Source organism: Marivirga sp., from assembly GCF_024636815.1.
Lineage (GTDB): Bacteria > Bacteroidota > Bacteroidia > Cytophagales > Cyclobacteriaceae > Marivirga.
The window spans coordinates 1-20,499 of sequence record NZ_JAGXGF010000002.1; the positions used below are offsets into that span (position 1 = coordinate 1).

Below are 20,499 nucleotides of genomic sequence, written 5' to 3' on the forward strand. Positions count from 1 at the left end.
CATCAGTTTCAAGAACACGAAAGAGAGTTTTTGAACATTACGGATATGATCAATAAGGAGAAGTTAACCATTCAACCTTTGGCTTATATCAGGGGCAGAAGTTTATCCAATATCTATTTTATCGTAGATGAGGCGCAAAACCTCACGCCACATGAGGTGAAAACCATTATAACCAGGGCAGGGGAAATTACTAAAATTGTATTCACAGGTGATGTCAATCAAATAGACACACCTTATCTGGATTCTCAATCAAACGGACTTAGCTATTTGATTGACAAGGTAAAAGGTCATGAATTATATGCCCATGTTACCCTAGAAAAAGGAGAAAGGTCTGAATTAGCTAATTTGGCGAATGATGTGTTGTAAGAGACGATAGGTGATTTTCAACCTAATCAATCTCATTTATAAAAACCTTCAACAAAATTTGTGAAAATAGGTTAAAAACTAATCTATTCATATTTAAAAGAGTTAGCCACAGCAAATCTATTTAAATAACTTTAATCGTATATCAGACAAATATAATTTCAACTGAGTTTTAGCTTTGAATATATAAGCTTTAACTTTTGCCAAACAAATATAATTTAACAAAAGAGCTATGAGTAAAAAGACCTATTACAATGCAGAGGATCTAAATAAATTTGGAAATATCAGTGAATTTTCTCCTGAATTAGGGAAGAAATTTTTCGATTATTATGGGGAAGTTTTCAAAGAGGGTGAACTTACGGAAAGAGAAAAAGCTTTAATAGCATTAGCTGTATCACATACGGTGCAATGTCCTTATTGTATAGATGCTTATACATCTGGTTCATTAGAAAAAGGAGCCACAGAAGGACAAATGATGGAAGCAGTTCATATTGCTGCGGCAATCCGCGGAGGTGCATCTCTCGTACATGGTGTACAAATGATGAATAAAACCAAAGAACTTTTAATGTAATTTTATGACTTCAGCTACCCTCAAGAGAAGGCAACATTTATTATCTTATGCTACAAAACAACTTGATTTTCTTAATCAACCAAAAGAAAATGGAGAACAGTTTACTTCATTTGAAAGCAAGTTAAATGAAACTGGCTTAGATCCATTAAAGCCAACCAAAATTGATACTTTTCAGATTAATGTAGGCTATATGTGCAACCTCACTTGTGGGCATTGCCATGTGGATGCAGGACCTGATAGAAAGGAAATCATGACACGTGAGACCATGCAAGAATGCATTGATTCTATTAAGGATACTGATATTTCTACAGTTGATTTAACTGGTGGTGCACCTGAAATGAATCCTGATTTCAGATGGTTTGTGGAGGAATTGAGCAAAATTGATAAGAAAGTAATTGTTCGATCTAATCTTACGATCATCTTAGCAAATCCTAAATACAATGATTTACCAGAGTTCTTTGCTAAGCATAAGGTTGAGGTAGTGTGTTCTATGCCGCATTTTACTCGCTTAAGAACTGATTCTCAAAGAGGAGATGGGGTTTTTGATAAATCTATTACAGCTTTAAAGATGTTGAATGAAGAGGGCTATGGAAAAGAAGGAACAGGCTTAATGTTGCATTTGGTTCATAATCCAAGTGGTGCATTCATGCCGGCTAGTCAGGAATCCTTACAGAAAGAATTCAAAAAGAAATTATTTGATACTTTCGGGATAGTATTTAATGATTTATTTGCCATCACAAATTTACCAATAAGCAGATACCTTGATTACCTCATTAATAGTGGTAATTATGAGAATTATATGCAGAAATTAATTGATAGCTATAATCCTGATGCGGCAGCTAATGTGATGTGTAGAAATACGATTTCCATTAGTTGGGATGGCTATTTGTATGATTGTGATTTTAATCAAATGCTGGAAATGAAATTGAAAGACGAAAATCTTCAGCACATAAGAAATTTCGATTTAGAAGCACTGGAAGCAAGAGAGATATTAGTTGATCAACATTGCTATGGATGTACTGCAGGAAGTGGGTCTAGTTGTGGGGGTGCTACCTCTTAAGAAAGGTTGAGGAAAATTAATTTCAAACCCATCTAAAATTTTGGATGGGTTTTTTAATTTAATTTAGATTCAATATTTTGAATTAATATCTCCCCTTATTTTATGATTTTATCTTTTAATATTATTTCCGAAAGTTTTGTATTTGTTTAATAATTGTGGAAGATTCAGAAGAAAATACTTAACAAAACGATTTTTTTTCCACATTCATCGATTTTTTTTTTTAATTTTTATGAGTACTTATGAATAACTTCTAAATTTATGAACGAAACAACTGATTTGCTCGTTGAACAAATCAAGATTAATTTAATTATGCAAGAAGTATCAGCAACAAAAATCACAGACAACAACTTTTTCCCAACATTGAAAAAGAAAGTTGACGCCTATTTCAAACAAAATGATTTGAAAACTTGGGGGAACAGCAAACTATATACAAAAGCCACTATTTTATTGGTTTCTTTTGCTATTCTTTACTCGGCACTTGTATTTGTGAGTATGCCAGTGTGGCTTTCTATAACCTTATGCGCTATTTTCGGATTGAACCTTGCCGCAATAGGTTTTAATGTTATGCACGATGGAGCTCATGGTAGCTTTTCCAACAATAAACACGTAAATTATATGATGGGCCTTACCTTAAACTTAATGGGTGGGGTAGTTTTCATTTGGAAAAATAAGCACAATAAAAATCACCACTCTTTCACTAATATTGAAGGAATGGATGATGATATTAATATTGGTCCTTTTATTAGAGTTTCGACTCACCAGAAGAAAAGATGGTATCATAAGTTTCAGCATGTTTATGCTTATCCTTTATATGCTACTTCATATGCATTTTGGGTTTTCTTTCAGGATTTCAAGAAATATTTCACTAGAAAAGTAGCTAATACTGAATTGGCGAAAATGAGTGTGAAAGAACATGTTATCTTTTGGGCTACCAAATTAGCTTATATCGGTACTTTCTTTGTCTTGCCAATTTTGATGAAAGGCGTTCTAGCAACTATTTTAGGTTATCTGATAGTTGCTGTTGTAACAGGATGGACAATTGGAGTAGTATTTCAGTTAGCTCATGTTGTTGAATCTACTGATTTTCATGATGCTCCTGTAGAAGGCGAAAAAATTATTCCTACTGAATGGGCTATTCACCAAATTAGAACTACTGCTAATTTTGGAACAAAAAGCAAAGTTTTAAACTGGTATACAGGCGGATTGAACTTCCAAGTTGAGCACCATTTATTCCCTAGAATAAGTCATGTTCACTATCCGGCTATTAATAAATTGGTAAAAGAAACTTGTCAGCAATTTAACATTGCGTACAATGAGTTCCCTTCAATGTTAGCCGCTATGGGTTCTCATACAAGACATTTAAAATTAATTGGGCAAACAGCTTAATAAGTAAAAGATATTAAATTGAAAGCAACAAATCCGAGGGTTTGTTGCTTTTTTGTTTTATAATGAATTCTAAAATATTTGGAGTGAGAAATCTTTGGATTAATTAATAATACTGAATAACAATTAACTTAATATTCCGTTTTATTTCTCAAACATCAATAACTATGAAAAAATTAACAATAGCATTAAGTTTATTAGTCCTATCGGCTTTTATGTTCTTTCAGTTTACCCCTAAAACTGAAGATGCACAGTTTTTTAAAACCAATTTAAGAATTGTGATTCAGGATGATTTGGGTAATATTCAGGAAGGAGCAACAGTAACTCTTTATGGAAATAAGGATGATTACAGAAAAAGTGAAAATCCAATAGCTGATGCGCAGGTAACGGACAAAAAAGGTAGAGTAACCTTTAAAGATTTAGAGCCTAAAGTTTATCACGTTCATGCTGAAAAAGGTGAAATGAATAATAATAATCTTGGAGTTCAAACGGATACGCTTGAAGCTAAGAAATTAAATAAAGTAGCTATTGTAATTCAGTAGTTGACTTAACTCTAAACCTGTCAGGTTTTGTTTTTAGAAAGATTCTGTAGTAAATTTTTAATATTTTACAGTATTAGGATATAAACCTGGCAGGTTTTTTTAAAGGTGTTTTACCTGAAATTTCACAGAATTTATTTCCTTTCCAGAAAAGTATCACAAAAGACTTTTAGCTCAGGAAAGAACTCTTGAAATTCTTTTTCGAATGCTTTGTGATGCTTCTTTAATTCCACAACAGATTGCTCCATTTTTGAATTAAAATTTGAGCGATTTGCCATTCCATGCATCACTCTTTCAATTCCATCAAAATACTGATAATTAAAAAGCCAGTCGTGTTTTATCATAAAAGGAAGCATATGCACCACCTTTTTTGGAAGAATACTTATATGACTTTCTAACATCTTATATTGATTATTTACATATAAGCGTAAATCATCTGAATGATAATCATTCCAGTTTCGAGCTAAAAAGTGGTCATAATAGATATCCACTATAACTCCAGAATAATGGCCATATTTGGGCCTTAATCTTTCTTTACTTTCTTGTACAATGGGGTGATGATCAGTAAATTCATCAATTGCCCAATGCATACGGATGCCCTGATTGATAACTTCATTGTAATGCTCCATGTCCGAAGCTTTCACAAAATCACCTATAAAATTGCCGATTTTTATTTCATCTGATTCACCAGAAAGGTATATATGAGCCAAAAAATTCATGACTTTCAATATAAGCTAATTAGATGGAATATTCCGCAACAAATTGTATATTGCTATCTAATGTGATGAATTTTTAACAATGAAATTTGAGCTTGAATTGACAACTGATAAAATACACTCTCACCTTATTCATTTATACCAATTGGCAAAAATTGATAATCGATTTGTAAAAGAAGAGAAGAGATACCTCTATGCTTTGGGTAGAAAAAACGGAGTAGCAGAAAAAGAAGTAGATGAAATTATTGACGAAGCTTCGGAAGTTCATTTTCATGAACCCGATACCATTAAGGAGAAGATAATTTTCATTAATGAATATATCCAAATGATGTTAGTAGATAATAAGTTGGATGAGCGAGAGGCTCAAATGTGCGCTGTCATAGCCGAACGAATGGGATTGGATAGAGGATTAGTAGGAAGTATGACGAATTCAATTGTAACTGCCAAAGATGAAAATAGAGCTCCTGAACTAAGCCAAAAGGAGCTCGAGTTATATATAAGTAACCCCAGCGATTTACTTTAAAAATTTGTAAAACAAAGTAACATTTAAATAAAATCAAACACTTTATGAAGAAGCTATTACTAATTTTTACAATGGTTTTTTTGAGCTTTAGTTTAGTGGCTCAAACTACCTATTTACACTGTGGTAAATTAATTGATGTTGAGAAATCAAAGGTATTAACTGAAATGACGATTATAGTGGAAGGGGATAAAATCCAGTCCGTTGAAAAAGGATATTTAGAGGTTCCAGAAGATGCAGAAGGTATAGATCTGAAATCAAAAACTGTTATGCCAGGCTTATTTGATATGCATGTGCACTTGGAAACTGAAACTTCTAAAGACGGATATATCAAGCGATTTACACAAAATGATGCAGACATTGCTTTTCAATCTGTTTCTTATGCTAAGAAAACCTTGATAGCTGGCTTTACTTCAGTTCGTGACTTAGGTGGGAGTGGCGTGAATAGCAGTTTAAGAGATGCTATTAATAAAGGATTTGTTGATGGTCCAACTATCTACTCTGCCGGGAAATCAATCGCCACCACAGGTGGACATGCTGATCCTACTAATGGTTACAAAGATGATTTGATGGGTAATCCAGGGCCTGCAGAAGGAGTGGTGAATAGTCCGGAAGAAGCCAGGCAAGCAGTTCGTCAGCGATATAAAAACGGTGCTGATGTAATAAAAATAACTGCAACAGGAGGTGTTTTGAGTATGGCTAAAAATGGTCAGAACCCTCAGTTCTTTGAAGATGAATTGAAAGCTATAGTAGAAACAGCCAATGATTACGGAATGTTAACAGCAGCTCATGCTCATGGAGATGAAGGAATGCAACGTGCAATCAGAGCAGGTATAAAAACCATTGAGCACGGAACCCTAATGTCAGAAGAAACAATGGAACTGATGAAGGAATATGATGCCTATTATGTTCCTACCATTACAGCAGGAAAGAGTGTAGCTGAGTTAGCTGAAATTGAAGGTTATTATCCAGAGGTGGTGGTTCCAAAAGCTAAAGCCATTGGTCCTAAAATTCAAGATACTTTTGGTAAAGCATATAAAGCTGGAGTTAATATCGCTTTTGGCACCGATGCTGGAGTATTCAAGCATGGTGATAATGGAAAAGAATTTGCTTATATGGTAGAGGCCGGCATGAAACCTATGGAGTCTATTATTTCTGCTACAGTAACTCCTGCAAAGTTATTAAAGGTCTATGATCAATATGGTTCAATATCGGAAGGTAAAATGGCTGATATCGTTGCTGTGAGTGATGACCCTACCGAAAATATCAAAACGATGGAATCAGTAGATTTCGTCATGAAAAAAGGGAAGATTTATAAAAATAAATAGGCTAATAAGATATAATTTGAAGCCCTTAAGTGATTTGAATGCTTGAGTGCTTTTTTGTTTTCATTTAAAATAGTCGAATACATTCTACAATTTATCTTTTAAAAGTGTTTTACCTGAACTAGAGAAATGGTGTGCAATAATAATTCCACAATTTTATTTAGTGTCCAAAACCGTACATTTCACTGTTCATTTATTAAACATTAGTCTATTTAATAGTCTGTAAAACTATCAAGAGCTACTTTTTAGTTCTTGGCACATCAATTGAATCATGATCGTAAAAACAATTTAAAGTCATGATAAAATTTTTACTTTGGTGTATTCTCTTGGTTATTTGCTGGCCTTTAGCAATCATAGCCCTTTTCTTATATCCATTTATCTGGTTAATATTATTACCATTTAGATTATTAGGCTTTGCAATTAGCTTATCTTTTGCTTCTATAGGAGCTATTTTTCTACTTCCCTTTTTGATAGCAGGGAGGAATTAAAGTCGTATTTCTCAGATTTTATCGGTATTGAGTAACATTTTGCTGCTAGCAACGCTTATCTTAGCATAGTTTAATAAATTAAAACTCAATTATGGATAAGATAGCAGAAGATTTTCTTTTTAAATATTTAAATAACGCAGCCCCAACAGGATTCGAGACTAGTGGGCAAAAGCTTTGGTTAGAATACATTAAGCCTTATACAGATGAATTCATTCAAGATAATTATGGTACCGTAGCCGCGATTATCAATAAGGATGCGCCATATAAAGTGGTTATAGAAGCACATGCTGATGAAATTTCCTGGTTTGTGAATTATATTTCAGATGAAGGATATATTTATGTAGTTAGAAATGGAGGTTCAGATCATCAAATTGCGCCATCTAAGAGAGTAAATATTCATACGGATAAAGGTATTGTAAAAGGAATTTTTGGTTGGCCCGCTATTCATGTTAGAAATAAGGAAAACGACATTAAGCCTGAATTAAAAAATATTTTTATTGATGTAGGCGCAGATAATAAAGAAGAAGTTGAGAAAATGGGTATACATGTAGGCTGTGTCATTACTTTTGATGATGAGTTAATGTATTTACGAGACAAGGACTATATCGTAGGCAGAGCTTTGGATAATAGAATCGGTGGATTTATGATAGCAGAAGTAGCACGTAAAATCCATGAAAACAAAGATAAAATTCCCTTTGCTCTTTACATTGTAAATTCAGTCCAGGAAGAAGTTGGATTGAAAGGAGCAGAAATGATAGCCCATCAAATAAAGCCTGATGTAGCTGTGGTTACTGATGTTTGCCATGATACACATTCTCCTCTTTACAATAAAATAGAAAGTGGTGACCAAAAATCAGGTAAAGGACCAGTTTTGACTTATGGACCAGCAGTACAAAATAATTTATTGAAAATGCTTATTGATTTAGCTGAGAAAGAAAATATACCCTTCCAGAGGTCAGCTGCAAGCAGGGCCACAGGTACTGATACTGATGCGTTTGCATACAGCAACGAGGGCGTTCCATCGGCTTTAGTATCACTTCCCCTTAAGTACATGCATACGACTGTAGAAATGGTACACAGCAAGGATGTACAATCAGTTATTGATTTATTACATGCATTCGTTGTAAACCTCAAGGACAAGCACAATTTTAGATACAAATTATCTTAATTTCATTAAATATTACTTCTGAAAGCTATTGGTGCTTTTTCGATTTACTGATAAAAAGCTTAACTCTACCTTTGTAGAATAAATTGTCAATAAACACAAAATGAAAAGAATCAGTAGGGTACTTGTAGTAATCGTATTAATGGTATTTGGATTTAACTTAAAATCAGGTGATAGACCAATACATGAAATCCATTCTATGCTTATGTTTAATTTTATTAAGTATGTAGAATGGCCGGCAGATGCTAAAGCAGGAAGCTTTGTTATTGCAGTAGTTGGAGATGAAGATGTTGCATCAACAATTCAAAATTTTTATGCGAACCGAACTGTAAAAGGTCAGAGCGTAAAAGTAGTAAATGTAGATAATGTAGAAGCTGTTAACAATGCACATGTTCTTTACCTGTCAAGTAATAGAAGTAAAGATTTTGAAGTAGCTCAAGAAAAATTTGCAGGTAAATCAACTTTAATGATTACTGACAAAAATGGTCTTGGGAAAAAAGGAAGTTGTATCAATTTTCAAGAGGTTAACGGAAAATTGAGGTTTGAAATAAATCAGGAATCCATTAAAGGAAACAATTTAAAGATTTCGACTCAATTATCCAGCATGGGAATATTGATTTAATATAGTGATTTAGTTTAGTTTTTTACCCTGGCTGAAGATTGTCTATATCTTTATGCTAGGGTTTTTTAATTTAAGTATTAGTATTATTAATTGTATTATTTAAATTTATATTGCTAATAGATACTTTATTCTTCATTTAAATATAATTTTCTAAAGAATATTGTTAATTTTATTGTATAGTTGGAATAGAAATATTTGAGATATGAAATCTACTTTTAAGTTATTTATCGTTTTTTTCTTTGTTTTAATTGGGTTTAATTCTATGAACGCCAATGCACAAAGACCGATGCACGAAATTCATTCTATGTTAATTTTTAATTTTGTAAAATATATAGAATGGCCAGCAGAGTCTAAATCTGGAGAATTTGTTATTGCTGTTTATGGGGACGATGATGTATATGATCAATTAGCCACACTTTATGGTCAAAGACAAATCAAAGGACAATCCACAAATATTGTAAATATATCAGATGTGTCTGATTTAAATAAAGCACACATTATTTATCTTGCTTCTAGTAAGAGTAGAGATTTTGAAGCTATCCTAGAAAAATACGATACTAAACCAACTTTAATTATCACTGATAAATCAGGTTTGGGCAAGAAAGGCTCTTCCATTAACTTTAGAGAAGTTGGAGGTAAGTTGAAATTTGAAATTAATCAAGCTACTTTTGATAATAGTAATTTAAAAGTTTCTAGTCAGTTAGTGAATATGGGAATTACCATTTAAGAATTAAAAACATTATGCATAAAGCTTCGTCCAAAAGGGGGAAGCTTTTTTTATGACCAAAATTTATTCTCCATTAATTTATGCCTGCTGTAAAAGATCAAATTAATCATCTAATAGAATTAGAATCTTACCCTCAAAGAATAATAAGCTTAGTCCCTTCTATTACTGAGTATTTATTTGATTTAAGCTTGGGTGAAAAGATAGTAGGGATCACTAAGTTTTGTGTTCACCCAAAAGAAAAGATTAAGGGAAAAGAAATTATTGGTGGAACAAAACAACAGAATTTAAATAAAATCAAAGAACTAAAGCCTGATTTGATCATTGCAAGTAAGGAGGAAAATGTAAAAAAATATGTTGAAAAGCTTTCAAAAATTTGCCCTATATACGTCTCTGACGTGAATGATTTTGATTCTGCCACAAATATGATGAAGGATATTGGAGAGTTGACAGGAAGGTTCGGAAACGCGAAAGAGCTCACTTCTAATATTATTCAACAGTTTGATTCGATAAAGAAACCTGCTAAAGACATCAAAATAGCTTATTGCATCTGGAAAAAGCCTTGGATGTGGGCTGGGAATGATACTTTTATTTCCAAAATGCTAGGATATTCTGGCTTTAAAAATATCATTCAAAAAGATCGATATCCCGAAATAGAGATGAGTGAGATTGTAAAGGTTAATCCAGATTATATATTTCTTTCTTCGGAACCCTTTCCATTTCAAACACAACATATTGACGAACTAAGGATAGAATTTCCTGAATCAAAATTCGTGATTGTAGACGGTGAAATGTTCAGCTGGTACGGAAGTAGAATGCTAAAAGCCCCCCAATATTTCAACTCATTGCTCGATCAGCTCGAATCCGAATAATTTTAAATCATCCCAATAACTAGGATAAGATTTATTTACCACCTCAATATCTTTAATTTGAATTCCATGTTTCATAGCCAATGGTGCAAATCCCATGGCCATTCTGTGATCTTCATAAGTTTCAATTTCTATGCCCTCTTCGGCTGTGAAATTTGAGCTATCCAATTTCCAGCTTCCTTTCTCTGGTTCTGTAAGAGGACAATTGAATTTTGACAATTCATTTTGTAATGCTGCGATTCTATCAGTTTCCTTTATTCTTAAACTTTCTAAACCTGTCATTTCTAAATTAACATTTAGAGAAGCAGCACACGGTAATATGGTTTGAGCTAAATCAGGACATTTTTTAAAATCTAATATCAATTGTTGCTTTTGAATTTCATCTCGTTTCTCCAGTGTTACTCCATTCTTTTCAAATTGAAAATTAACCCCAAAATTTTCTGATATTTCTTTAATGACATTGTCTCCTTGAAAACTTTTGGATTTCAGTCCTTTCAAAAACACTTTTTCTCCAATTTTAGACTGTGCGATAATTGAAAACCAATAACTGGAAGCAGACCAATCCGATTCTACACTTTGCGTACTTTCCTGATAGTTCTGAGGTTTAATAGAGATAACATTTTCATTTTCGGAATATTGAATTCCGGATAATTGCATTAAGCCCAAAGTCATATCAATATAGGGCTTACTAAATACTGGCGGTTCAATACTGATTTCCAAACCTTGGGGCAGGGAGGGTGCTATCATCAATAATGCAGAAATGTATTGACTGCTTATATTTCCAGGAATCGATATCTTTGAACTGATTTGTTGCTTAAATGGCTTTATTTTCAAAGGCGGATACCCCTCTTCCTTTTCATATGAAATTTCAGCACCAATTGAATTTAAAGCATTCACAAGAATTCCAATTGGACGCTTTTGCATGCGATCCGTTCCCGTTAAAACCACTTCTTTTTTACTGGCGACTGAAAAGTATGCCGTAAGGAAACGCATAGCGGTTCCAGCATCCAGGACATCAAATGTGTTTAAATCCTTTTCATTCTTTAGAAGCTTGATTAAGGTTTGGGTATCTCTAGCACTAGATAGATTGTCTATAGCAATTTTTCCATTGGAAAGAGCTTGCATAACCAGAAGTCGATTGGACTCGCTTTTTGAGCTTGGCAAATTGATCGAACAAATCTCTTTACTGGTAGAATTTTTATATTTATTGATAAAATAATTCAAAATATTCTTTATTAGTTCAAACTGTTTTTATAAGTTAAGCGTTATTAGGCTATCAACTTTAAAATTTTAATACAATGAGCACAACAAGTAAATCAATTTTCTCATTTTTAGCAGGAGCTGCTGCAGTAGTTGCAGCTGGGGCTCTTTTGAAAAGTAAAAATGGCAAAAAAGTTACAAGAACTGTAGCAGATCGATTAAGAAATATCAAAAGACATACTGAAGAAAGTTTAGATTCAGATTGGTTAAATGATTTAAGTGATTCAGCTATTCATAGCGCAAAATCATTTCGTGAAAAAATGAAATTATAATATTTCATTTAGTGCCTTGTCAATCAGTTCTTCTTCAACTGTAATGTCATAGACTGCATGACCTATGTTTTTGAGTAAGCTCATGTTGAGTTCACCATTTTGGTTCTTTTTATCTTGTTTACAAAGCCTTTTTATTTCAGCATAAGAGGCTTTTTCTATTTTAGGACTTTTGTAAACACCCTTTAATTCATTAACTACAATCTGATATTCTTGCTCATTTAATAGTCCTTTTGATTTGCTAATGTAAGCTTCAGCTATCATTCCCAATCCAATCGCTTCACCATGTAATAACTCATTTTCGGTATTTAATAGATGAGTTTCAATAGCATGTCCGATCGTATGTCCAAAATTTAATATTTTTCGCAATCCTTTTTCTGTAGGATCCGCTTCCACCACTTGCTCTTTTATTTTGACGGATTGTTGAATCAATTCATTACTAAATTTTTCAATTCCATTATCAAGACAATCTTGCCAATGTTTTTTATCTGCAATCAAGCCATGTTTCAACATTTCTGCATAACCTGATACTATTTGCTCTTGAGGCAAGGTTTTATGAAATATTGGATTCACTAATACAGCCTCAGCCTCGCAGAATAATCCGATATGGTTTTTGTAACCATTATAGTCTATGCCTGTTTTGGCCCCCACGCTGGCATCAACCTGTGAGAGCAAGGTCGTTGGAATATTAATAAACTGGATTCCTCTTTTAAATGTAGCCGCACAAAAGCCTCCCATATCAGTGATCACGCCACCGCCTAAATTAATTAAAAGTGCTTTTCGATCGGCAGTTGCATTGGTTAGAGCATTCCAAATCAAATTACAGCTGTCTAAAGTCTTGTGCTTCTCTCCTGAAGCAATCTCTATCACCTGATGATATTCTAAATAATCTTTTATCAGAGGATAGCAGTGTTCTTTGCTGTTTTCATCCGCCAATACAAACAACTGAGTATGCTCAACCGAAGCTAATAGCTCTTTTATATAACTTATTTCTTTAAAATATACTTTGCTCATATAATAGTTAAGGGTTCTACATCCTTATTGGCAATTTGCTTTTCCTGTCTCTTAATGGATTCGTCATGTATGGCTATCAGCAAATTTTTCATAAACTTCTCGCTCATGTCTTTTTCAGTGCCTAGCTTGATCCTACTTTCCAATACATCTTTCCATCTTCCACCTTGATAAACTGATAATTCATGAGCTTTTTTGTAAGCACCAACTTGATCAATCAAATGGAAACGATCAGAAAGTAAATCTATTAGTTTTTGATCAATATGATCGATTGAATTACGCATTTCTTTCAAATTTTCAGGAATTTGATTTTCGAGATCAATACGCTCACGGAAAGAAATTTCTTTCAATAAAGTCAATAATTGCTCAGGATTTAACTGCTGACGGGCATCAGACCAGGCTTCCGCAGGATTTGGATGTGTTTCTATCATTAATCCATCCATCCCGAAATTCAAGGCTCTTTGGGCTACAGACTGCACCATTTCCCATTTTCCTGAAATATGACTAGGGTCATTAATGATTTCTATTTCAGGTAATTCCAATTTTAATTGCATCGCCAAATTCCAATTTGGTTTATTTCTGTAGATTTTGTCATAAGGATCAGCAAAGCCTCGGTGGATAGCAGCCAATTTATTGATGCCCACATCATACATTCTTTCCAAAGCTCCAACCCATAAGGCTAAATCAGGATTGATGGGGTTTTTAACCATTACAGGTATGTCCACTCCTCTTAATGAATCTGCAATTTCCTGTACGGAGAAAGGATTTACAGTTGTTCTGGCCCCAATCCATAAAACATCAATACCATGTTTAAGAGCTGCTTCCACATGGTTTGCATTGGCTACTTCCACACATACGGGAATATGTAATCTGCTCTTTACTTTTTGTAACCAGGGTAAAGCTTCTTCTCCTAAACCTTCGAAATTTCCAGGGCGGGTACGTGGTTTCCAAACGCCTCCTCGGAACATCCCTATTTGTGGTTCACGCTCAAAGCTATTGCACAGGTCATCAATTTGTTTTTCCGTTTCTACTGAGCAAGGCCCTGCGATGACTACATGTTTTCCGAGCCCTAGCCCCCAATCTTTCATTTTCAATGTGTTCATTTTTCTGTTGTTTTAAATTTTGGACAAAAAAAAGCCCGACTCTTGCGAACCGGGCTTGAAGTATGTTTTAGTTTAGTATTTACATAGCATAACAAGGACCGACTCGCCTGAGCGGGATAAAGTAAAAGTAAAAATAAAATCGTCCTTGTGTGTGTATCATGTTTCAAATGTAGAGTACTGATTTTTTAAAACAAAATAAAATTCTAAAATATTTTAGTAAAATTAATAAAAAGAGCTTATCTAACGTTCGTTAGCTTTTATTATTTGGTTTAATTGAGTAAGACAAAATTAAATGTAAAAACCCTTTTAATTTGTACTTTAGGGCAGCTTAATAAGCTATTTAGAGTCTTGAAGGGATTGAGATTTGATTGAAAAATGAATTTCAATATTTACAAGCCGTTCAAAAATTATTTTTATTTTCGGTAACACTTTTTAAACTTTTGAGCTATGAGACTTTTAAAAATCATAGGATTAGCCATCCTGGGAATTATTGTTTTGGCTTTAATTGTAGCGGGTATTGCAGATAAGGAATATGCAGTTTCAAGGGAAATTACAATTAATGCACCGCATCAGGAAGTATTTGATTATGTCAAATATTTAAAAAATCAGGATGAATTCAGCAAATGGGCAACTATGGATCCTGATATGAGAAACACTTTTACAGGAGTTGATGGAACGGTTGGTTTTATAGCCGCTTGGGAAAGTGAGAATGATGATGTGGGAGTAGGAGAGCAGGAAATTTTATCAATCGATAAAAACAGAATTGATTATGCATTAAGATTTAAAGAACCATTTGAATCTAATGACAAAGCTTATTTAAAACTCGAAGCAGTAGGAGATAATCAAACCAAAGTAACCTGGGGCTTTAATGGCTCGATGGATTATCCTATGAATTTGATGTTGGTAGTAATGGATTTTGATGAAATGTTGGGGACAGATCTTCAATATGGATTAGAGGAATTGAAGAGGATAATGGAGTCTCGATAGTTTATTGAAACCCAAAATTTTTTACTCTTAAAACTGAAAGAAAAACCTAACGGAGACTAAATTGAATTGAAAATTATGACAACACATTCAAAGAACCCATTTACCTGGGTAGAAATTTATGTAGAAGATATGGGCAGGGCTCAAAAGTTCTACGAAGAAGTATTACAAATCGAAATGATTCCAATGGAAATACCAGGAGGATTTGGTGATTTGGAGATGGTTAGCTTTCCGTGGGCAGAAGGTGGAGCCAATATCAGTGGAGCACTGTGTAAAACCAAAGAGATGAAACCTGGAACTGGCGGAACATTAGTGTATTTTACAAGTGAAGATTGTGGAACCGAAGTATCAAGAGTTGCAAAAGCAGGTGGGAAATTATTGCAAAAAAAGGAACCCATAGGTGAACATGGGTTTTGTAGCATTTGTATGGACACTGAAGGCAATACAATTGGTTTTCACTCGAATAAGTAGAATGAGAAATCAATTGGATATACAAAATTTGGCAGGCCAAAAGTAACCAAATTTATATTTCAACAGAACTCGTGAAAAATGGACAGTAGTCTACAGTGTATTCTTTAGTATTAGTTTGAACAAAAATTGATAGTTATGAAATGTCAACTCCTCATTATTTCCCTTTTTTGTGTTGTAACCATATCCTCTTGCAAAAAAGAGCAGGTAACTCAATATGCTCCAATAGAACAATATCCAGTAGATTCTATACTTAATTCCATAGATAGTAAAAGAGCTATGATTATTACTGCTCATGATGATGATATGGCTTTATCTTCTGGGACAGTGTCCAAGCTCAACAAAGAAGGATGGGAAATTGTATCTGTTTGTTTTAAATCTAACAAGCCAGATAGGAATTCTGTTCATATCCAGGCAGCTAAGCATGTCATAGACTCTGTTATTTTTATTGAGTTTACTGAGAATGAATATAGAAATGACCTTGATGATGGGCGGAAAGGCTGGAGTCCTATCCCTGGTTCTGAATTCAATAAGGTTTTCAATTATCAAAAAGTTGAGAAATCACTTCTTAAGATTGTTAATAGATTTGATCCAACAGTTGTTTTCACACTAGATCATGAATATGGGGGATATGGCCACCCCGACCATATTTTTATGAGTAAGCTTGTATTGGATTTAGCTAAGGAGAAAAAAATTAAATCTGATTATATTTACCAAAGTGTTATGACTCCACATATGGAGAAATCTATCATTGAAGAAAGACATAGCCGCAGAATGGAATCATGGGGATATGCAGCTGACGGATGGAAAAACACAAGAGAGTTGTATGAAGTGGACGGAATGCCTGATCCTACAGTACAAGTCTACATAACATCAGAAGCAAAAAATAAAATGAAATATCTTCGCTCTTATAATGAAAGAGAAAGAAAAACCATGGGGTTCTTTATACCTGCATTTGAAGAATATGAAGCTGAAGAATACTTTAAAATCTTTGATCGTGAGTTTTTTCGGATAATAAAGATTGAAAACCTATAGTTTGGATAAATATTGCTCATTTGAGTATTGTAAAGCAAAAACTTTCTTCTTCAGGAGGAAGAGGGTTTTTGTTTTGATGCTATAATTGATAGATTGCATGGATATTAAGAGCTTATTAAAAATGTTTTTTATTTTTTAATTGTTTTGTACTTACTCATTCAATATGAATCTTTTATAAATGGAACAAGATATCAGATGGGAACAACGATTTTCAAATTATATGAAAGCATTAAAAAAGCTTTCTCAAGCCATTGAATATATCAATCAAAATGTTTTAGGTAAAGAAGAAACGCTAGATGAAAATGATTTGAATGATGTTTTGGATGAAATGATAAAAGAAGGCTTAATTCAACGTTTTGAATATACCCATGAATTAGCTTGGAATGTAATGAAGGATTATGCCAAATATCAAGGGAATTTTGAACTTGGTGAGAGTAGAGATGCTACCAGAGAGGCATTTCAGTTGAACCTTGTTTCAGATGGTAAAATTTGGATGGATATGATTGGTAGCCGAAATAAAACTTCACATACCTATGACGAGGATATTGCCAATGAAATTTATCATAGGATATTAAATGATTATTATCCAGCATTTTTGGAATTCCAACAAAATATGGAATCTAAAAGAAGTGGGGAACAAGGAAAAATGTTTTAAATGGAAAATTCAGGTTTAACAAAAGATGATATTTTTAATATAAAGTCTGTTTTTTCAAATTACCCTCAAATTGAAGAAGCACTGATTTATGGCTCAAGAGCTATGGGTAATTTTAAACCCGCATCCGATATTGATATTTCTTTAATTGGAGATGAAATTGACTTAAGCTTATTAAATCAAATTGAGTTTGATTTAGATGATTTAATGTTGCCCTATAAGTTTGATATATCAATTTATCATAAAATTAAGAATCCTGAATTTCTTGATCATATAAATAGAGTTGGTAAAAATATATATAAAAGAAAAATTAGTCAGAAAGTTTAATGCTATTTTGTTCATCCCGCAAACAACCCAAAACTAGTCTCGTTTTTCCTTTTATTCGGGATATTTGCTAAAATATCCAATCCGTAAAATTTGGCAGTTTCCGCATGGCAAATGGCAGCCGTATTTTTCTCTTTTTCTTGAGCCACTTTTTGAGCTGCATGTGAAGTGCTCGGACATTTTACTAATTCAGCTTTAGGTAATTTTTCAGCTGTAAACCTTTTGCTTTCCCCAAATGCTTTTTCGTGGGAATAGAGTTTTATTAAATCTTTTAATTTGGATTCTGGTGTTGAGCAAATGCATAATTTCACTTCATAATCCATTTCATCCAGCAAAGTGAAATTCTTTTCGATTTCAGCTTCATGATTCTCAACTATGCCTGCCAAGCTATTGTATAATGCAATCCAGCCCAGATGTCCTGCTCTTACTGCTTCAAAAACTCCTGCAAAGCTTTCGCAAAATTCAATTTCTTGCTGTCCACCTAAATATTCCACACATGATAAATGATGAAATGAGCCTTTAGGACCTAGTGTATAAATTTTCTTTTTATTCTTCATTATAAATATCAGTTTGAATTCTGATGGATTCGTCATGGATACCCTGATAAATGGATTTTACAAAATCAGCATCCAAGTTTAGCTTTTTACCCCATAAAGGACGGTTTTCAATTATTTTATTCCAACGTTCCAACTGAAATATAGCAACATTTTTATCTTTTTTATATTGCCCTACCTTTTTCACCAACTCGAGTCTTCTGGATAAAACTTCCAATAATTCTTTATCGGTTTCATCAATCTGATCTCTAATTCCTTCCAATTCATTCTTAAAATCTTTATTCGGAAAGCTTTTCTCTCTGATTTTAAGTTGACTAATCATTTCCTTTAATGCATTTGGTGTCAATTGCTGAGCCGCATCACTCCAGGCGTCATCGGGGGAGTGGTGTGATTCAATAATCAAACCATCATATTGTAAATCCATAGCTTTTTGAGCTATTTCAAATAATAAATGCCTTTTACCCGCTATATGACTAGGGTCATTAATTAAAAGTAATTCAGGGTAACGGGATTTTAATTCTATTGGAATCTGCCAAAGCGGAATATTTCTGTAAATACTTTCCTGATAAGTAGAAAATCCTCTATGGATTGCTCCAAGTTTTTCTATTCCTACCGCATCAAACCTCTCCAAAGCACCCATCCATAAAGCTAAATCCGGATTGATGGGGTTTTTGACTAAAATGGGTTTGTCTTTTACGCCCCGAACAGCTTCAGCTATTTCTTGAACATTAAAAGGATTGACGGTCGTACGCGCCCCTACCCATAAAATATCGATATCATTTTCTAAGGCTAATTCCACATGCTCAGCAGAAGCAACTTCTATGGCGAATTGAATATGTGGATGTAATGATTTAGCTTTTTTGATCCATGGAAAAGCAATTTTACCCACTCCTTCAAAACTATTGGGACGGGTTCTAGGTTTCCATATTCCGGCTCTTATGGTAGTAAATCCATTTTTTACCAATTGATCAACGGTTTCCAATAACTGTTCTTCTGTCTCTGCACTGCAGGGCCCCGCTATTACCCATGGTTTACCGCTGGAATACCAATTTTCAATCTTCATAAATATTTAATAAAAAGTTGCAAGTTAATCAATTTAACAAAAAGCAACTGACTTCGTTTTCTTTATATTTGCAGACTTAAATTAATTTTATGGAAATAACTACAAACCCAATTTTTGATGATGTATCGATTGCTTATACTAGTAAGTCGGACAGGCAACTGAAAAAAGCTTATTTACTGTTCTCTATGATGAATAAGGGATGGTTGGTGGCTATAGGTAAGTTTTTTGTGAAGCTTGGTTTCGCTTTGCGATTACCTATTAGCAAAATTATTTACCATACGGTTTATGATCAGTTTTGCGGAGGAGTAACGATTAAAGATAGTCAGGGAACGATAGATGAGCTAGCTTCTCATGGCATTGGAACGATTTTAGATTTTTCCGTAGAGGGAGCTGAACATGAAAGGGGATTTGATGCCACTATGGATGAAGTTCTTAGAACAATAGACCGTGCAGCTAATGATGATAATTTACCATTTTGTGTTTTCAAACCTACTGGTATGTCCGATTCTAAAGTATTTGAAAAAATACAAGATGGAAAAGAATTAAATGAAAAAGAGCAAGCTAGCTACGATCGATCTAAAGCAAGAATAGAGAAAATATGCCAGACAGCATTTGATAGCAATGTTAGAATTTTGATAGATGCAGAAGAAAGCTGGCTTCAAAACCCAGTGGATGCCATTGTTTATGAAATGATGGAAAAGCACAATAAAGAAACCGCCATTGTATATAACACTTATCAAATGTACCGAGCAGATATGCTTGATAATTTGAAGAAAGCTCATAAGAAGTCAAAAGAAAAAGGATATTTCTTAGGAGTAAAATTGGTAAGAGGTGCCTACATGGAAAAAGAAAGAGACAGGGCAGAGGAAATGGGCTATCCTAATCCTATTCAAATTTCTAAAGAAAGAACAGATATTGATTATAATTCAGCCTTGGAGTTTGGTGTAGAGAATATTGATAATGTTTATGTATGTAATGGAACTCATAATCAGTATAGCAACTATTTCTTAGCATATATGATGGATAAACATGGTATCAATCCTAGTGATGAAAGAGTTACTTTTGCTCAATTGTATGGAATGAGTGATAATATTTCATTTAACTTGGCAGACAAAGGTTATAATGTTGCTAAATACGTGCCTTATGGTCCTGTGAAATCCGTGATGCCCTATTTATTCAGAAGAGCGGAAGAAAATACAGCCGTAGCCGGTCAAAGTAGCCGTGAGTTTTCATTGATAAAAGAAGAGCTGCAGAGACGGAAGGAAGAGCGGAAGAGAAGTTAAGCCCCTTAATCCCAAAGGGGAAATTAAGCTAGTACTGAAGCTTCGGAATAGACTTTTGATTAGGCAGTTGAAGGTAGACAATAGAGACAGATTGTTCTAATTCATAATTGTGTTAGAATACTTGAGGAAGCACTGTCAGGGTGGTTGT

The 20,499-nt window shown here is 33.7% G+C and carries 24 protein-coding genes; 18 read left to right on the forward strand and 6 right to left on the reverse strand.

Annotated features, from left to right (window positions below):
* The 5 genes from Q0L29_RS00040 to Q0L29_RS00060 form a co-directional block, all read left to right on the forward strand.
* The coding region (locus Q0L29_RS00040; protein ID WP_296618211.1) for a PhoH family protein at positions 1 to 366 on the forward strand (366 nt) is incomplete at its 5' end.
* A 229-nt stretch (positions 367 to 595) separates the two neighbouring features.
* Positions 596 to 934 (forward strand): arsenosugar biosynthesis-associated peroxidase-like protein, encoded by a 339-nt coding sequence (locus Q0L29_RS00045; protein WP_296618212.1) that lies wholly within the window; start codon positions 596 to 598, stop codon positions 932 to 934.
* Between the two features lie 4 nt (positions 935 to 938).
* Positions 939 to 1,994, forward strand: a complete 1,056-nt coding sequence (gene arsS / locus Q0L29_RS00050) for an arsenosugar biosynthesis radical SAM (seleno)protein ArsS (protein ID WP_296618213.1) — start codon at positions 939 to 941, stop codon at positions 1,992 to 1,994.
* Positions 1,995 to 2,252: 258 nt separating this feature from the next.
* Entirely contained in the window at positions 2,253 to 3,380 is a 1,128-nt protein-coding gene (locus Q0L29_RS00055; protein ID WP_296618214.1) for an acyl-CoA desaturase, read from the forward strand.
* A gap of 164 nt (positions 3,381 to 3,544) precedes the next feature.
* Positions 3,545 to 3,919: a carboxypeptidase regulatory-like domain-containing protein gene (locus tag Q0L29_RS00060; RefSeq protein WP_296618215.1), complete on the forward strand. Its 375-nt coding sequence runs from the start codon at positions 3,545 to 3,547 to the stop codon at positions 3,917 to 3,919.
* Between the two features lie 131 nt (positions 3,920 to 4,050).
* Here Q0L29_RS00060 and Q0L29_RS00065 read toward each other — a convergent pair whose 3' ends face one another.
* Positions 4,051 to 4,635 (reverse strand): ACP phosphodiesterase, encoded by a 585-nt coding sequence (locus tag Q0L29_RS00065; RefSeq protein WP_296618216.1) that lies wholly within the window; start codon positions 4,633 to 4,635, stop codon positions 4,051 to 4,053.
* Between the two features lie 79 nt (positions 4,636 to 4,714).
* Here Q0L29_RS00065 and Q0L29_RS00070 point away from each other — a divergent pair, with 79 nt between their 5' ends.
* The 6 genes from Q0L29_RS00070 to Q0L29_RS00095 all read left to right on the forward strand — a co-directional run bounded on the left by Q0L29_RS00070 (position 4,715) and on the right by Q0L29_RS00095 (position 10,348).
* Positions 4,715 to 5,155 (forward strand): hypothetical protein, encoded by a 441-nt coding sequence (locus Q0L29_RS00070; RefSeq protein ID WP_296618217.1) that lies wholly within the window; start codon positions 4,715 to 4,717, stop codon positions 5,153 to 5,155.
* 44 nt (positions 5,156 to 5,199) lie between these two features.
* Positions 5,200 to 6,480 carry an amidohydrolase family protein gene (locus Q0L29_RS00075; RefSeq protein ID WP_296618218.1) on the forward strand — a complete coding sequence of 427 codons (1,281 nt, stop codon included), beginning with the start codon at positions 5,200 to 5,202 and terminating at the stop codon, positions 6,478 to 6,480.
* A 576-nt stretch (positions 6,481 to 7,056) separates the two neighbouring features.
* Positions 7,057 to 8,133, forward strand: coding sequence for a M42 family metallopeptidase (locus tag Q0L29_RS00080; RefSeq protein WP_296618219.1), 1,077 nt, complete (start codon positions 7,057 to 7,059; stop codon positions 8,131 to 8,133).
* Positions 8,134 to 8,233: 100 nt separating this feature from the next.
* On the forward strand, positions 8,234 to 8,752 hold the full coding sequence (locus tag Q0L29_RS00085) for a YfiR family protein (RefSeq protein WP_296618220.1): 519 nt from the start codon (positions 8,234 to 8,236) through the stop codon (positions 8,750 to 8,752).
* Positions 8,753 to 8,954: 202 nt separating this feature from the next.
* Positions 8,955 to 9,479, forward strand: a complete 525-nt coding sequence (locus Q0L29_RS00090; RefSeq protein ID WP_296618221.1) for a YfiR family protein — start codon at positions 8,955 to 8,957, stop codon at positions 9,477 to 9,479.
* Between the two features lie 80 nt (positions 9,480 to 9,559).
* Positions 9,560 to 10,348 (forward strand): ABC transporter substrate-binding protein, encoded by a 789-nt coding sequence (locus Q0L29_RS00095; RefSeq protein ID WP_296618222.1) that lies wholly within the window; start codon positions 9,560 to 9,562, stop codon positions 10,346 to 10,348.
* Here Q0L29_RS00095 and Q0L29_RS00100 read toward each other — a convergent pair.
* Complete coding sequence (locus tag Q0L29_RS00100; protein WP_296618223.1) at positions 10,319 to 11,470, reverse strand: 3-phosphoshikimate 1-carboxyvinyltransferase; 1,152 nt, start codon at positions 11,468 to 11,470, stop codon at positions 10,319 to 10,321. The two genes, Q0L29_RS00095 and Q0L29_RS00100, sit on opposite strands and share 30 nt — an antisense overlap.
* A 173-nt stretch (positions 11,471 to 11,643) precedes the next feature.
* Here Q0L29_RS00100 and Q0L29_RS00105 point away from each other — a divergent pair, with 173 nt between their 5' ends.
* On the forward strand, positions 11,644 to 11,877 hold the full coding sequence (locus Q0L29_RS00105; RefSeq protein ID WP_296618224.1) for a hypothetical protein: 234 nt from the start codon (positions 11,644 to 11,646) through the stop codon (positions 11,875 to 11,877).
* On the opposite strand, the gene aroB is transcribed toward Q0L29_RS00105, so the two are convergent.
* Positions 11,872 to 12,888 (reverse strand): 3-dehydroquinate synthase, encoded by a 1,017-nt coding sequence (gene aroB / locus Q0L29_RS00110; protein ID WP_296618225.1) that lies wholly within the window; start codon positions 12,886 to 12,888, stop codon positions 11,872 to 11,874. The genes Q0L29_RS00105 and aroB overlap by 6 nt on opposite strands.
* Positions 12,885 to 13,988 carry a chorismate mutase gene (locus Q0L29_RS00115; RefSeq protein ID WP_296618226.1) on the reverse strand — a complete coding sequence of 368 codons (1,104 nt, stop codon included), beginning with the start codon at positions 13,986 to 13,988 and terminating at the stop codon, positions 12,885 to 12,887. Before Q0L29_RS00115 ends, aroB begins: the two co-directional genes overlap by 4 nt.
* 447 nt (positions 13,989 to 14,435) lie before the next feature.
* Here Q0L29_RS00115 and Q0L29_RS00120 point away from each other — a divergent pair, with 447 nt between their 5' ends.
* From Q0L29_RS00120 to Q0L29_RS00140, 5 genes are all read left to right on the forward strand, one after another.
* Entirely contained in the window at positions 14,436 to 14,975 is a 540-nt protein-coding gene (locus tag Q0L29_RS00120) for an SRPBCC family protein (RefSeq protein ID WP_296618227.1), read from the forward strand.
* A gap of 75 nt (positions 14,976 to 15,050) precedes the next feature.
* Positions 15,051 to 15,443: a VOC family protein gene (locus tag Q0L29_RS00125; protein ID WP_296618228.1), complete on the forward strand. Its 393-nt coding sequence runs from the start codon at positions 15,051 to 15,053 to the stop codon at positions 15,441 to 15,443.
* Between the two features lie 135 nt (positions 15,444 to 15,578).
* On the forward strand, positions 15,579 to 16,475 hold the full coding sequence (locus tag Q0L29_RS00130; protein ID WP_296618229.1) for a PIG-L family deacetylase: 897 nt from the start codon (positions 15,579 to 15,581) through the stop codon (positions 16,473 to 16,475).
* Positions 16,476 to 16,653: 178 nt separating this feature from the next.
* Positions 16,654 to 17,130: a nucleotidyltransferase substrate binding protein gene (locus Q0L29_RS00135; RefSeq protein ID WP_296618230.1), complete on the forward strand. Its 477-nt coding sequence runs from the start codon at positions 16,654 to 16,656 to the stop codon at positions 17,128 to 17,130.
* Positions 17,131 to 17,454 (forward strand): nucleotidyltransferase domain-containing protein, encoded by a 324-nt coding sequence (locus Q0L29_RS00140; protein ID WP_296618231.1) that lies wholly within the window; start codon positions 17,131 to 17,133, stop codon positions 17,452 to 17,454.
* 11 nt (positions 17,455 to 17,465) lie between these two features.
* On the opposite strand, the gene Q0L29_RS00145 is transcribed toward Q0L29_RS00140, so the two are convergent.
* Together Q0L29_RS00145 and Q0L29_RS00150 are read right to left on the reverse strand one after the other, a co-directional pair.
* Positions 17,466 to 18,008 carry a prephenate dehydratase domain-containing protein gene (locus Q0L29_RS00145; protein ID WP_296618232.1) on the reverse strand — a complete coding sequence of 181 codons (543 nt, stop codon included), beginning with the start codon at positions 18,006 to 18,008 and terminating at the stop codon, positions 17,466 to 17,468.
* Positions 17,998 to 19,068 (reverse strand): bifunctional 3-deoxy-7-phosphoheptulonate synthase/chorismate mutase type II, encoded by a 1,071-nt coding sequence (locus Q0L29_RS00150; protein ID WP_296618233.1) that lies wholly within the window; start codon positions 19,066 to 19,068, stop codon positions 17,998 to 18,000. The genes Q0L29_RS00145 and Q0L29_RS00150 overlap by 11 nt, the downstream gene beginning before the upstream one ends.
* A gap of 89 nt (positions 19,069 to 19,157) precedes the next feature.
* Here Q0L29_RS00150 and Q0L29_RS00155 point away from each other — a divergent pair, with 89 nt between their 5' ends.
* A complete protein-coding gene (locus Q0L29_RS00155; RefSeq protein ID WP_296618234.1) occupies positions 19,158 to 20,351 on the forward strand; it encodes a proline dehydrogenase family protein in 1,194 nt (397 codons plus the stop codon).
* Positions 20,352 to 20,499: the final 148 nt, after the last annotated feature.